We start from the raw sequence: 14,907 nt of genomic DNA on the forward strand, positions 1-14,907 counted from the left end.
TTTAGAAAAAATTCAACAGCGCAGAAGGCAACGCCTCTTCGTTTAAAAATTTTTAAACAAACAACCCTCATTTTATTATTTTTACAGAAACGATCTCCAATATCATGATTATGAAATTAAAATTAATTGCTTGTATTGCCGCCAGTTTCTTATGGGCAATTGGTGCACAGGCACAACAAAAAAACTACCAGTGGCTGACCGGCGCTACTGATGGCGTTCCTTACAAATATGTAAGCAATGACCCTATGAAGACCCGTTTTTATACCCTTAAAAACGGCCTTACCGTTATTTTAACCGAAAACAAAAAGGAGCCCAGGATCACCGCCAAGATCGCCGTAAGAGCGGGAAGCAACACCGACCCCAAAGATCACACGGGGCTGGCGCACTACCTGGAGCACCTGCTATTTAAAGGCACCAGCGAAATGGGCACCACCAACTACGCAAAAGAAAAGCCCTATCTGGACCGCATCGAAAACCTGTATGAGCAATACAACGCAACAACCGATACCGCAAAACGCAGATCCATTTATAAGGAAATTGACCAGGTTTCGGGCGAAGCGGCCAAGATCTCCATCGCCAATGAGTACACCAAACTGATGGCTACCATGGGCTCCCAGGGTACCAACGCCCACACCTGGGTGGAGGAAACCGTGTATGAAGAAAATATCCCGTCCACCTCCCTGAATAAATTCCTGAAAGTGCAGGCCGACCGCTTCCGCGACCCCGTATTCCGGATCTTTCATACCGAACTGGAAGCCGTGTATGAAGAAAAGAACCGTACCATGGATAACGATGGCTGGAAGGTAATGGAAGCCATGCACCGCAACCTGTTTCCCACTTCCAACTACGGGCAGCAAACCACCATTGGTACTGTTGAACATTTAAAAAACCCGTCATTAAAGGCCATCCGGCAATATTTTGATAAATATTATGTACCCAACAATATGGCCCTCATCCTGGCCGGTGACTTTAACACCGAAGCCGTAGTAAAAGAGGTTAATAAACAGTTTGCCTATATGAAGCCCAGCCCGGTAGCGGGGTATGAGCACGCGCCGGAGCCGGAAATAAAAGGCCCTGTAGTTACCGAAATCCTTGGCCCCAGCGCCGAGAATGTCCAGATCGGTTTCCGTGGCGGCCCCGAAGGCAGCCGGGAAGCCATGATGGCCGATCTGTTGTCCACCATTCTCGCCAATGGAAAGGCTGGCCTGATTGACCTGAACCTGAACCAGCAGCAGAAGATCCTTTCGGGCGGTGCTTATTTGAGACAATATAAGGATTACGGCGTTTTTGATATTTATGCCACGGCCAAGCAGGACCAGTCGCTTGAAAGTGTAAAAGATCTTTTGTTTGAGCAGATCGATATCATTAAAAAAGGCAGCTTTGATGACCATCTTTTAAAAGCCATTATCGCCAATTATAAGTTAGATGAGATCCGCGGACTCTCCAGCAACGACAGCCGGGCAAGCCAGCTGATGCAATCGTTTATTGCCAACAAGGGCGAGGGCTGGATCAAAAATGTATCTTACCTGCAACGCCTTTCAACGATCACCAAAAAAGATGTAGTGGATTTTGCCAACCAATTTTTTAAAGCCGGCAACTACACCGTTATTTACAAACGAAAGGGTGAAGACAAAAGCATTGCAAAAGTAGAAAAACCGTCCATCACACCAGTAGCCACCAACGATAATCTGGAATCCGACTATGTAAAAAAAGTGAACGCCATGCCGGCCACACCGGTAAAGCCTTTATGGATCGACTATAACAAGGCCATTCAGAAAGGAAAAGCCGGTACTACAGCGCTGTTATATGTTCCTAATAAAGAGAACGAACTGTTCAGCCTTTATTACCGGTTTGACATGGGCTCCTGGAACAATAAGATACTCCCCGTAGCAGCCAGCTATCTTTCCTATATCGGCACCGATAAAGATCCGGCAGAAGCTATTAACAAGGCTTTTTATAATATTGCCTGTAACTACTCGGTAAACGTTGGTACCGAAAACACCACCATTACCATCAGCGGGTTGCAGGAAAATTTCGAAAAAGCCGCGCGTCTTTTTGAGAGCCTGCTGTTAAACTGCAAAGCAGATGAAGCCGCCCTTACCGCATTAAAGGGGAGGCTGGCCAAAGCAAGGGCCAACCGCAAACTGGATAAAAGTGCCATTATGCAAGGTTTAAGCTCCTACGCTTTCTATGGCGCTAACAATCCGTTCAACTATACCCTTAGCGATGAAGAGCTGAAAAACCTTGATAGCAAAACCCTTATTGATGCGTTGCATCAGCTCACCGGTTACAAACACATGGCCCTATATTTTGGACCGGTATCGATATCCGAAGCCTCTAAAAAGATAGCGGCGATTCATAAGGTTCCCGCCGCCTTCAACGACTACCCAAAGGGGCTTACCTTTAACCGCACCACTCAAACAGCCAACCAGGTACTATTTACCAATTATGATATGGTACAATCCGAAGTCCGGTGGATGCGCAATACCGAAGCCTACGACCCCGCAAAGGAACTGACCGCAGATGTATTCAACAATTATTTTGGCGGCGGTATGGGCGGCATCGTATTTCAAACGATCCGCGAATCCAAGGCCCTCGCCTATTCTACCTATGCGCTGTATCTGACGCCTTCCAAAAAAGAAGACCGCTATAGTTTTATGGCGTATGTAGGCAGCCAGGCCGATAAGATGAATGATGCCATCGCCGGCATGAACGAGCTCCTTACCACACTTCCAAAATCGGACAAGAGCTTCGAAAGTGCCAAAGCCAGTTTAAAAAATGACCTGGAAACCGATCGCATTACTAACGAAGGGATCCTGTTCAGCTACCTGGCTGCACAGCGCAAAGGATTGAACTACGATATCCGCAAAACAAAATATGAACAGCTGGGCGGCATTACCTTTGACAATATCCGGAGATTTCACCAGCAAGAGTTGTCCGGCAAGCCCTATACCTACTGCGTGCTGGGTTCCGATAAAAAAATAAAAACAGAAGATCTTCAAAAGATCGGGCAGCTAAAAACCCTTACCCTTGAGGAGCTTTTTGGATACTGATCATCTAAATTATTCTTTTCAAAAAAGCCGGGCGATTGCTCCGGCTTTTTTATGCGACAAAATGAATCGGTTCGCTACAAAAACCGTTCTTTTATCAAGGATTCAGGAAATGTAAAATGCAAAGAGTGTATAACATTTTTCCGCTTCGTGGGAACAGGAATCAGGGCGACCAGCCGTGGTCCCGCCAATGCGGGATCTCCACGCGCCACTTCAGGAGAAATGAGAAATTTCCGTTGCAGCTCTGTGATCTTTGTGAAACAGTGAATAGTCAATGGGCAATAGATCATAGAACGTAAAACGGATCCAGCGTTGAACTTTAAACGAGAAACCTGCCCATCCCGGTCAGGCGGGCTTTAAACCTTTCTCAACACTTCTACATGCTAAATTGGTTACTCGTTATTTTACATTTCCCATCTGTTACCCGCCACTCTTTTTCGTTTGGGTATAACCATTCTTCAGAAACCACTGCAGCAGCTTATCCCGGTGATCTCCCTGGATGATGATCTCCCCGTCTTTGGCATTGCCACCCGTTCCGCAAAATGATTTTAATTTCTTTGCCAGATTTTGCAGATCCTCATCGGTTCCGGTGAACCCCAGTATCACACTGGCCGTTTTTCCACCCCGGTGTTTTGTTTCCAGCTGTATACGCAACCGCTGCTGCGCCGGGGGCAGTGTGTCTTGCTGGTCGCCATCCGTTTGAAAGTTAAAATCGGGGTTGGTACTGTACACAAACCCATGCTGATCTGATTTATTTTTTGCCACGTTCTTTTTTGTTTAAAGTTCCAGGTTCAACGTTTCAGGTTGAGTTCCCGGTTAAAATTGGATATTTATACTCCTAATGGCTGATAACTGATAGCAAACTGCTGACTACTGAATACTGTTCCAGATCTGTCCTATGGGACGTTTAAGATTGTTTTACCGATCGCATCAATGGTCAACAACATCATGCATAATACGTGCCCAACCTGAAACCTGAAACCTATATTGCCGCTTTCAAACTCAGGTCAAGGCTTTGCGCCTGGTGAATCAAACCTCCCACACTCACAAAATCCACACCGGTTGCCGCATAGGATTCAATCGTATCCAGGTTAATACCGCCACTGGCTTCTGTTTCAAAATTGCCATCAATTATTTGTAGGGCTTCTGAGATCTGTGCCGGGGTAAAATTGTCCAGCATCACCCGGAATACTTTTCCTTTGCCCGTTGCCATCACCCTTTTTACATCCTCCAGCGACCGTGTTTCAATTTCGATCTGTATCCGGAGCTGGTTGCCTTGCACGTAATCATAAGCCTTTTGAATAGCCTTTTCGATGCCTCCGGCATAGTCAATATGATTGTCCTTGAGCATGATCATGTCATACAGTCCAAACCGGTGGTTTACGCCTCCTCCGATCCGGACGGCTTCTTTCTCCAGCAAGCGAAAGTTCGGCGTGGTTTTCCGCGTATCAAGCAATCGGGTATGGTACCCTTTTAACTTGTTGGCATAGTTCCGGGTAAGCGTGGCAATACCGCTCATACGCTGCATACAATTCAAGAGCAACCGCTCGCATTGCAAAATAGTATGTTCCAGGGCAACCACTTCAAAAGCAATATCTCCGGGCTTCATATCAGCTCCATCCTGCATCAGGAAGGTTATGGAACTGTCGGGCTCCTTAAATTTTAAAACCGCTTCGGCCACCTGTACCCCTGCCAGTACTCCCTCCTGTTTTACTTTTAGCACAGCCCGTCCCTTCTCCGCCGGGTCAATACAACACAAGGTAGAATGATCTCCGGGCCCGATATCTTCCCGGAGTGCTTCCTGTATCAGGTGATCAAGTTTTTTCTGAAATGCGTCCATGGTTGTAAAAATAAACAGCCTCTCTTTAGGAGAGGCTGTTTTATCATTAAATTTTCACAGAATTATTACTCAATCAACTGAAAACGCAATTCCTTGATCACTTCTCCGCCTTTTTCCTTGCGCATAAAAATATTTACCCGGTAATTTCCACCGGCCGTTTGCAGGGTGCCGATTGCGTAGTTGCCATTGGGAGAACTTCCCTTATGTTTGAGCTCAAAACCTTTTACCGTTACTTTTCCAAAAAAATCTTTCAGGGCCTGTTCCGCCTGCGATTTATTATAGGTGCTGGTTTTATCAGCAATGGTTAACTGCATGTTTTCGCCTACATTAGCCACCAACTGGGCAGCATTGCCGGTTTTCAAACTGGTAATGACGCCATCAACACTTTGCGCATGCACACTACCTGCCAACAGACTGACTGCAAAAGCAAATAAGGACAATCGTAATAAATGTTTCATTGTTTCTTCATTTTGTTATTACTCCCCTTCTCAGAAGATCACGAATATATTAAAAAAACGGGCCTGGATCAAATGTTTATATACTTTGTCAGGAATAGATCAGTAAGCTGTTATAACCAATTAATTTATATTTTTATCCCTTACTCAGTATAAATAGCGTAGCGCCTTCATTTATTCTCAGAATCTTTTTAATTTTACCGCTTTAATTTTTTAACTAAAATCGCAAGTTCATGTCACAAAAAAGAGCAATATTACTCATAATGGACGGTTGGGGACTCGGAAAAGTTGCATCAGCCGATGCGATCCAGAATGCCAATGTGCCTTTTACCAGGTCTTTGTACAGCCGGTATCCGCATACCACCCTCACCACATTTGGAGAATTGGTAGGATTACCCGAGGGACAAATGGGAAATTCTGAAGTAGGGCACCTCAACCTTGGCGCAGGACGTATTGTGTATCAAGAACTTCAACGCATTAATGTTGCCATCAAAACAGGCGAGCTGGCAACCAATAAGGAATTATTGCGCGCCATTACACACGCAAAAGAAAACAGCAAACCCTTACACTTGTTAGGTTTAGTAAGCGATGGCGGCGTACACTCCCATATCAATCACCTGAAGGCCCTGATTAATATTTGCAAGGATAATGGACTGCCGGAAGTTTACATCCATGCTTTTACAGATGGAAGAGATACGGATCCCAAAAGCGGGCTGGGTTTTATAGAAGACCTGCAGCAGCACCTGGATCAAACAGGAACCGGTAAAATAGCCACGGTAGATGGGCGGTATTATGCTATGGACCGGGATAAACGCTGGGAACGGGTTGCCCTGGCCTACGAGGCCCTGGTAAACGGAAAAGGCGCAACCGCAACTTCGGCAATAGCCGCCGTTAAAAACAGCTATGCACAGAATATCACCGATGAGTTTATTAAACCCACGGTGATCGTGGATGGCAATAACCAGCCGGTAGCTACTATTCAAAACGGGGACTCTGTACTTTGCTTTAACTTCCGCACCGACCGATGCCGGGAGATTACCGAAGTATTAACCCAGCAGGACCATCCGGAGCAAAACATGCACACACTGCAATTGGATTATACCACCATGACCGTTTATGACCAAACGTTTAAAAATATACATGTATTGTTTCATAACGAGGACCTCACCCAAACTATCGGGGAAGTAATTGAAGCCAACCAGCTGAAACAGATCCGCATTGCGGAAACTGAAAAGTACCCGCATGTAACCTTCTTCTTCAGCGGCGGACGCGAAAAGCCGTTTGAAGGAGAAAGCCGGATACTGAAACCTTCACCCAAGGTGGCCACTTATGATCTGCAGCCGGAGATGAGCGCAAGAGAGCTTACGGAAGCCATTCTTCCGGAGATCCACCATAAGACGGCCGATTTCATTTGCCTCAATTTTGCCAATGCAGATATGGTGGGCCATACCGGTGTTTTTTCGGCTGCCGTAAAAGCGGTGGAAACAGTGGACCAATGCGTAGAACAGATCGTAACCGAAGCCTTGAAACAGGATTATGTGATCTTCCTTACCGCCGACCATGGTAACTCTGATTACCTCATAAACGAAGACGGCAGCCCTAATACCGCGCATAGCATGAACCCCGTTCCCCTGTTCATAATAGACAGCAATTGGAACGGAACCATTAAAGAAGGCAAGCTGGGCGATATTGCGCCAACGATCCTTAGCTTTATGGGGCTGGTCATTCCAAAAGAAATGACAGGTACGATTTTGGTTGATACCCATTCAATCAACCCATAAACCATAAAATTCATTTATGCTCAGGAACATACTACTGCTGCTGCTTGCCACGCTGATCGTGATTCAGTTTATAAGGCCCGCAAAAAATGAACAGCCCGGCCCGCAGCCCCTTCATATTGAAACAAAGTACCCTGCGGATGAAGCTGTACGCAGTATTTTAAAAAAAGCATGCAACGACTGCCACAGCAACAATACCGTTTACCCATGGTATAGTAAAATACAACCGGTATATTGGTGGCTGAACCATCATATAAAAGATGGAAAACGGCATCTGAATTTTGATGCATTTACCAACCGGCCGGCCTGGAACCAATATCACAAATTTGAGGAGATCCGGGAAATGATCGATAAGAATAAAATGCCCCTGGCTTCTTATACCTGGGCCCATAAGGATGCGGTGCTCAGTGAAACCGAAAAACAGCAGTTGCTGAACTGGGTAAAATCTTCAAAGATGGCAATGGAACAGCAGTATCCGAAAGACAGCCTGGTGAGGCCAAAAAAATAAAGCTATTTGCCAGTAGTCCCAATCATGGCACCTGAAACATTCTCAAATATCGCCACAACCATCCCCCACCAGCCGGGCATCTATAAATATTTTGACGGCGCTGGAAAGATCCTTTATGTGGGCAAGGCAAAGGACCTGCGCAAACGGGTAAGCTCCTATTTTAATAAGACCTTTACCAATTACAAAACGCATGAGCTGGTACAGCGTATTGAGCATATTGAGTTCACGATCGTGAACAGCGAACCCGATGCCTTCTTCCTGGAAAATGCACTGATCAAACAATTTCAGCCCAAGTACAATATCAACCTGAAGGATAGCAAATCCTATCCCTATATTGTTATAAAAAATGAGCCCTTTCCCCGCATTTATCTTACACGGCAACCGGTAGATGACGGATCGGAATACCTGGGGCCCTACACTTCCGTTTTTAAAGTGCGGGAGTTGCTGGAATTTATTAAGCGCACCATCCCTATGCGCACCTGCAGCCTGAACCTGAGTCCCAAAAACATCGAAAAGGGAAAATTCAAGGTTTGCCTCGAATACCACTTGGGCAATTGCAAAGGCCCCTGTGAAGGTTTGCAAACACAGGCCGATTATGATGCCAATACGGGGCAGATCCGCAACCTGCTGAAGGGAAACCTGGGGCCGGTAATCCGGCATTTTAAAGGGGAGATGAAAACCTATGCTGAAGCCCTGGAGTTTGAAAAGGCGGAGCAGGTGCGTAAAAAAATCGAATACCTGGAGGATTATTACCAATCCAAATCCGTAATCACCGGCATCAGGGGCGGCGATAAAGACGTATTTTCCATCATTAAGGACCAATCCGTGGCCTATGTTAATTACCTCATGATCCGCAACGGCACCGTGGTGCAAACTCAAACCAACAAGCTGGAAACCCATCTTGATGAGCCGGTGGAAGAGATCCTGGTATATGCCGTTAGCCAGCTGCGCATGACTTTTAACAGCCAGGTATCAGAAATCAATGTACCTTTTGAAATAGACTATCCCGAAGCCGGTGTGGCAATTATTGTACCCAAAGCGGGCGACCGCAAGAAGCTATTGGAGCTCTCTGAAAAAAACGCCGGCTATTTTATCGAAGAGCTTAAAAACAAGGAGCGCATAAAGATCAACCGGAATGTGGATCATGTAAAAGTTCTGGAACAATTACAGCTCGATCTGCAACTACAGGAATTGCCCGTGCACATCGAATGTTTTGATAACTCAAATTTCCAGGGCAGCTACCCCGTATCGGCCATGGTTTGTTTTAAGAATGGGGTGCCCAGTAAAAAAGATTACCGCCACTTTAACGTAAAAACAGTGGAAGGCATCAACGATTTTGCCAGTATGAAGGAAGCCGTATACCGCCGTTATAAGCGGCTGACGGAAGAGCAGCAGCTGCTGCCGCAACTGGTGATCATTGATGGTGGCAAGGGACAACTGGGCGCCGCGCTGGAAGCAATTGAAGACCTGGAACTACAGGGAAGCATCACTTTGGTGGGACTTGCTAAGAACGTGGAAGAACTTTTTTTTGCAGGTGATAAAGAGTCCTTAAAACTTCCGTACAACAGCTCCAGCTTGAAGCTGATCCGGTTTATACGCGACCAGGTGCATCGTTTCGGCATTACCTTCCACCGCCAAAAAAGGAGCAAGGGTACGTTCAAAAATGAGTTGGAAAATATCAAAGGGATCGGAAAAAGCACAGCCGGTGAGTTACTGAAGGAATTCCGCTCCGTTAAGAACGTTAAAGAAAAATCGCTTGACGAACTGGCAGTTGTTGTAGGAAGAGCAAAAGCCCGGCTTATCATTGATCATTTTGCTTTGTGAGGCTGTAAGGTTGGTGAAAAGTAGTTAGTGAGATGTTGTTGGTGAGATGTTTTTAGTGGGAAGTAGTTGGTGAGATGTTTTTAGTCAGATGCAGATAGTGAGATGTCGCTTGAAATCCTTGAAAATGCCAACCTCCCAACTACGCCTGTACTGTACAGATAATCTTAAATTAAAAGCCTTACAGACGCCATTAAAGGGGTATTCCCCGATGCAGTAACCCAGCTCAATATTGTATACCAGATCCGCAACTCCTGAAAGTATGTAGTGCGGAACCCAAAAAGCCCTTCTGCGCCGATTTAAAGGAGGTTTATGGGGCTGTAAATCGGGATGCGGCAGAGATATAGCTGCTTTGGAAAAATTATCCGAAAATGGGGGCATAAATATCGCCACGCCATTGAATCCTGGCGCAACAACCGGGACTGTCTTACCAACTATTTTGATTTTCCGCTGAAAATCCGAAAAATCATTTATACCACCAATACCATCGAAAACCTGAACCGTGGTATCCGAAATACACAAAAACAAAAGTGCAGTTCCCCGATGATCAGGCCGCCTTAAAGGCTGTTTACATGGCCATTATTAATGTCGAAAAAAAATGGAGTATGCCCATCCAAAATTGGGGGTTCATACTCCATCAGTTCTTAACTATCTTTGAAAACAGATGCTGGCTCTAAATGCAGTTGCTTAAACTGTTTTCACCATTTATTTTACACTCTTAAAAAATCACCACTCCAATCCTACCTAATCCCAGCCCTAACTAACAACTTCTCACCAACCACATCTCACTAAAAACATTTCACTATCTACATCTCACCAACAACATCTCACTCCCCTACCCCTCATCCATCTCCTCTTTTAATGTTTCACTAATATGCACCAGTACCTTATCAATCCGGTGACCGTCCATATCAATGATTTCAAAATCGAAGCCGTTCCAGTCGAGTTTATCACCCGTGGCCGGTATCTGCTTCAGCCGGTGCAGGATGAATCCCGCCAGCGTATCAAATTCCTGCTCTCCTTCATTCATCCATTCGGCCTTATCAAAATATGACAGGAAATCGTAAAACGGAATCTGGGCATCCACCAGGAACGAATCATCATCCCTGCGGGTGATTTCATAATCGTCTTCATTTTCTTCGGGCATATCACCAATGATCGCTTCAAGAATATCGTTCAGCGTAATCATTCCCAGCACACTGCCGTATTCATCCACAATAAAACAGGAATGCAGCTGCGATTCTTTAAACTTTTCCATCACCCGGAATGCCGTATTATTCTCGGGTACAAAAAGGGCCGGGCGCATCAGTTCACTAAAAGGAACCGTATCCTTACTCGTATAAAGATCTTTTAGCGAAATAACACCTTTGATATCATCGATCTCCTCATCACAAATGGGATAAATAGAATGCGGCTCCTTTAAAATTTTTTCACGAATCATTTCTTCCGTATCATTCACCTTAAACCACACAATATCACTGCGGTGGGTCATGAGTGAAGTAATGTTCCGGTCGCTCAGGTGAAACACCCGTTCGATGATCTCCTGTTCGGTTTCCTCCAGTGTGCCCTGCTCCGTACCCTCGCTGATGATCGCTTTAATCTCTTCTTCCGTTACCTGATTGTTTTCGCTTTTGATATTGAACAGCTTTCCTATTAGTCCGCTCGACTTTGTAAGCAGCCAGATAAACGGGTACGTGATGATCGAAACCCAGCGCATAGGCTGCGCGGCAAATTTTGCAATTTTTTCGGGGCGGGAAAGACCGATGCGCTTGGGCACCAGTTCCCCAAAAATAAGTGTAAAATAAGTGATAATGATGACCACGGTTGTAGTGGCAATCCCTTTGCTATAAGAAGCAATAGCAGGAAACTGCTCCACGAAGGAAGCGATGCGGCCCGTGATTTTTTCGCCGGAATAAATACCGGTCAAAATACCAATAAGCGTTATACCGATCTGAACGGTGGATAAAAAAACATCCGGATGGCTGGCCAGCTTCAGCGCTGCTTCTGCCCGTTTATCCCCTTTATTTGCCTGGGCTTCCAGTCTTGCTTTCCTGGCCGATACAAGCGCTATTTCTGACATTGAAAATAGTCCATTGAGTAAAATCAATAAGGCTATTATGAATAATTCCATTAATCTATTTCGGTTGGTTCCTTATCGAAGATATGAAATCCGGACCTTTTATTAAATAAGTTGCCCCAAAACAGGCCAATTAATATTCCAAGAACGGTTCCGCCCAGTACATCAAAGGGATAATGCACGCCCACATAAACCTGTGACAGTCCGATAATGCCGGCCCATACCAGCGGCGCCCAGGCATATCTGAAGTACCGGCGGAAGGTTACAAAAAAGAACATGCTGATCCCAAAATGGTTAATAGCGTGATTAGATACAAAGCTAAATCCCCCGGAGCAACGCCCCAGCACCATACGCACATGCCCGGCCATTTCCGGGTCATTACAGGGCCGTAGCCGCTCAAAAACATGTTTAAACAGGTGCGATCCTACCAGGTCGGTACTGGCCGCGGTGCACAAAAACAGCAATAACCAAAGCCATCGGTGCTTTTTAAAGTTCAGGAGCACAAAGACCACCACAAACAGGTAAAGTGGCGCCCATAAATAGGGGTTGCGAAATAGCGGCAGCAATGCATCCAGGAAGGGATTGGCGGCTTTGATATTGATCTGTTCAAACAGCCAGCGGTCGGCCTTTACCAGCCAGTCCGGGAAGGGGATATACAAAAAACGGGTCATGGAGCAAATTTAGGCAATGTGTTAATTTGAAGATTTGAAAATGTGAAAATGTGGATCCCGATGGCTCCTATCGGGAGTGAAAATCGGAGGCTGATCAGCAAACCTCAACATTCAACCACATTCAATCATATTCAGCAGCATTTCACCCATTGCAACCCGCAACCCGATGTTTCGATGATTATCGCGGGTAAAAACACGGGAATAAAAACCGGGCATCGGGGAAACCATGAAACCTTGAATTTTAAACGTGAAACTTTAACTAAGTTTGCAGCTCTATGTTATCGAGGCTGAAAATACCAAAAACGATCCTGTGGGTCATTAACACCGGGCTGGTACTTTTTGCCCTGTTTTTTATTTTCCGGTTTGTTACTTTTTTTGCCTTCAAGCCCCCCGGCATTTCCTTTGAAGATTGCATTCCTTCCTTTGCCCTGGGTATTCAATATGATCTCCGGTGGATTTCAATTTTCCTACTGCCGGTGGTCCTGTTTAGCTACAAACGCGGCTTTTCCCCGTTTTACTCCGCCCGTAATAAACGCATCTGGACCTGGTACCTGGCCGCGATCACCTTCCTGCTATTCCTGTTCTTTATTGCCGATATGGTGAGTTTTTCTTATAACCGGACGCGGCTGGATGCGGGCGCCATGAATTTTGTGGAAGATCCCGGCATTTCGCTCAACATGATCTGGCAAACCTACCCGCTGATCTGGATACTGGTAGGCCTGGCTGCGGCAGTTGTATGCTTCAAATGGGCGCTCAACAAAAGTCACTGGCAGGTCATCAACCTCACAGACGGCAAGGCCATCCCCCATCGCAGGTATCCTTTTGTGATTACCGCGGTTTTACTGGGTCTTTTTGTTTATGGCAAAGTTGACGATACTCCTTTAAAATGGAAGGATTCCTTTGCGCTTAAAGACAGTTTTAAAACCTATCTTGCCCTTAACCCCCTGCAAAACTTTTTTTCAACCATGCGGTTCCGCAAGCCGGTGATCAACGAAAAAGGTGCCCGCGAGGCTTTTCCGCTTATGGCTGAATTTTTGCAGTTTCCGCCCAAAGCACCATTTGGTTTTAAACGAACGGTAGCGCCTCATAGCTCAAGCCTGGAAAGCAAGCCAAACGTTGTGCTGGTCGTTTGTGAGTCGTACAGCATGTACAAAAGCAGTATGAGCGGTAACCGGCTCAATGCCTCTCCCTATTTTGATTCATTGAGCCGGAGGGGCGTTTTCTTTGAACGTTGTTTCACTCCTCATTTTTCCACCGCAAGAGGGCTTTTCGCAATTCTTACAGGCACGCCGGATGTTCAGCTGTTTAAGTTTTCTACCCGCAACCCCGAAGCCATTGACCAAAATACGATCATCAATAATTTTACCGATTATTCCAAGCATTACTTTTTAGGAGGCGATCCGGGGTTCAATAATTTTGAAGGCCTGCTGATGAATATCAACAACCTCCGGCTGCATACGGAACAAACCATCCCGGCACCCCGGATCAATGTTTGGGGTATCAGCGATAAGGATCTTTTCCTGGCAGCAAACAATGTTTTTAAAACAGAAAAAAATCCTTTTTTTGCTATTATACAAACCTCTGATAATCACCGGCCCTACACCATTCCCGAAACCGACCAGGATTTTGAGAAGAAAAACATTTCAAAAGACAGCCTTCTGACGAATGGGTTTGAATCCATCGAAGAATACAATACCTTCCGGTATGCCGATTATGCCATTAAAAAGTTTATTGAAGCCGCAACCAAAGAAGATTACTTCCACAATACGATCTTTGTTTTTATAGGCGATCACGGAGTTGCCGGCAATGCCACCAGCGTATATCCCGCGGTTTGGACCACCCACCGTCTTTCGGACGAACACGTCCCCTTCTTGATTTATGCGCCCTACCTGGTGGCGCCCCAACTACGAAAGGAAACAGTTTCCCAAATTGATGTGTTGCCTACGATTGCAGGACTGCTGCAACGTCCTTATGAAAATTTTACATTGGGCCGCGATCTTCTGGCACCGGACAAAAAGGGAAATATCGCCTTTATTACTAATACCGCCGGAAAAATCGGTATCGTAAACGACCAGTTTTACTATGTAAAAAGCCTTGATTTTGCCGAAGAAGACCTGACCCCTATTGATACCACAATCCGCTATCCCCGCCGGATACTGGACTCCGTCCGCAAAAAAATGAGCGCCCTTACTAACGCTTATTACCAAACCGCACAATACCTGCTGCTCAATAATAAACGAATGCCTTAACCAACTTTTAGCACCCGGCTATACAGGTTATGGCCAGAGGCGCAGAGCGCCGATAGTATCTGTAGTTTGAAGTAACACAACGGATATTCCCAGCCGCAGCGCGGCGGTAATGGCATGCAGAGGGCGTTATTACCGGTGCGCTGCACCTCCATTTTTTTTTGTGTTCGTTGCTAATAAGAGCAACGCTGCGCTGCAGCTTTCCTTTTAGCAAAATTAACCTGACGCCTATGCGATATCGATGGGGACTCAGATTTTCACAGAAAGCGGCAGGCAGCGGAAACCTGGGGGCCTGGTCAGCTTTCCCAGTCATACCTTGAAGAAAACGGCATTGAATCAAGAATCCAGAATCGAGAATCCAGAATCAATGTTTTGCCCCCTGGGTTGCACATTTTCCATAAAAGTAATGTTATAACTAAAATAATCTCGCGGAAGGGGCGTACTTTTGCAGCCGCAATAAG

General features: G+C 45.8%; 10 protein-coding genes and 1 pseudogene. 6 read left to right on the forward strand and 5 right to left on the reverse strand.

Translation table 11 applies throughout. The features are described 5' to 3' along the window. The first annotated feature begins 110 nt into the window (after positions 1–110). Positions 111–3,053: a M16 family metallopeptidase gene (locus GGU45_RS10995; RefSeq protein ID WP_435224682.1), complete on the forward strand. Its 2,943-nt coding sequence runs from the start codon at positions 111–113 to the stop codon at positions 3,051–3,053. Positions 3,054–3,470: 417 nt separating this feature from the next. Here GGU45_RS10995 and GGU45_RS11000 read toward each other — a convergent pair whose 3' ends face one another. The 3 genes from GGU45_RS11000 to GGU45_RS11010 all read right to left on the reverse strand — a co-directional run bounded on the left by GGU45_RS11000 (position 3,471) and on the right by GGU45_RS11010 (position 5,348). Continuing rightward, complete coding sequence (locus GGU45_RS11000; RefSeq protein ID WP_435224683.1) at positions 3,471–3,815, reverse strand: translation initiation factor; 345 nt, start codon at positions 3,813–3,815, stop codon at positions 3,471–3,473. A gap of 217 nt (positions 3,816–4,032) precedes the next feature. Further along, the gene (nadC, locus tag GGU45_RS11005) at positions 4,033–4,890 is read right to left on the reverse strand and encodes a carboxylating nicotinate-nucleotide diphosphorylase (protein ID WP_435224685.1); all 858 of its coding nucleotides are present in this window, start codon (positions 4,888–4,890) and stop codon (positions 4,033–4,035) included. A gap of 65 nt (positions 4,891–4,955) precedes the next feature. After that, positions 4,956–5,348, reverse strand: coding sequence for a DUF4783 domain-containing protein (locus tag GGU45_RS11010; protein ID WP_435224686.1), 393 nt, complete (start codon positions 5,346–5,348; stop codon positions 4,956–4,958). A gap of 230 nt (positions 5,349–5,578) precedes the next feature. Between GGU45_RS11010 and gpmI the strand changes: the two genes are divergently transcribed. From gpmI to GGU45_RS11030, 4 genes and pseudogenes are all read left to right on the forward strand, one after another. Next, a complete protein-coding gene (gene gpmI, locus GGU45_RS11015; protein WP_435224688.1) occupies positions 5,579–7,126 on the forward strand; it encodes a 2,3-bisphosphoglycerate-independent phosphoglycerate mutase in 1,548 nt (515 codons plus the stop codon). A gap of 16 nt (positions 7,127–7,142) precedes the next feature. Beyond that, positions 7,143–7,631, forward strand: a complete 489-nt coding sequence (locus GGU45_RS11020) for a heme-binding domain-containing protein (protein WP_435224689.1) — start codon at positions 7,143–7,145, stop codon at positions 7,629–7,631. A 24-nt stretch (positions 7,632–7,655) separates the two neighbouring features. Then, positions 7,656–9,455 carry an excinuclease ABC subunit UvrC gene (gene uvrC, locus GGU45_RS11025; protein WP_435224691.1) on the forward strand — a complete coding sequence of 600 codons (1,800 nt, stop codon included), beginning with the start codon at positions 7,656–7,658 and terminating at the stop codon, positions 9,453–9,455. Between the two features lie 168 nt (positions 9,456–9,623). Next, a pseudogene (locus tag GGU45_RS11030) lies at positions 9,624–10,129 on the forward strand (transposase); the annotation flags it as partial. Between the two features lie 158 nt (positions 10,130–10,287). Here GGU45_RS11030 and GGU45_RS11035 read toward each other — a convergent pair. Together GGU45_RS11035 and GGU45_RS11040 are read right to left on the reverse strand one after the other, a co-directional pair. Continuing rightward, a complete protein-coding gene (locus GGU45_RS11035) occupies positions 10,288–11,583 on the reverse strand; it encodes a hemolysin family protein (RefSeq protein WP_435224693.1) in 1,296 nt (431 codons plus the stop codon). Then, positions 11,583–12,200: a phosphatase PAP2 family protein gene (locus GGU45_RS11040; RefSeq protein ID WP_435224695.1), complete on the reverse strand. Its 618-nt coding sequence runs from the start codon at positions 12,198–12,200 to the stop codon at positions 11,583–11,585. Before GGU45_RS11040 ends, GGU45_RS11035 begins: the two co-directional genes overlap by 1 nt. A gap of 275 nt (positions 12,201–12,475) precedes the next feature. Here GGU45_RS11040 and GGU45_RS11045 point away from each other — a divergent pair, with 275 nt between their 5' ends. Beyond that, complete coding sequence (locus GGU45_RS11045; protein ID WP_435224697.1) at positions 12,476–14,449, forward strand: LTA synthase family protein; 1,974 nt, start codon at positions 12,476–12,478, stop codon at positions 14,447–14,449. Positions 14,450–14,907: the final 458 nt, after the last annotated feature.

It is taken from the genome of Niabella hirudinis (assembly GCF_051201075.1).
In the GTDB taxonomy this organism is placed as follows: Bacteria; Bacteroidota; Bacteroidia; order Chitinophagales; family Chitinophagaceae; genus Niabella; species Niabella hirudinis.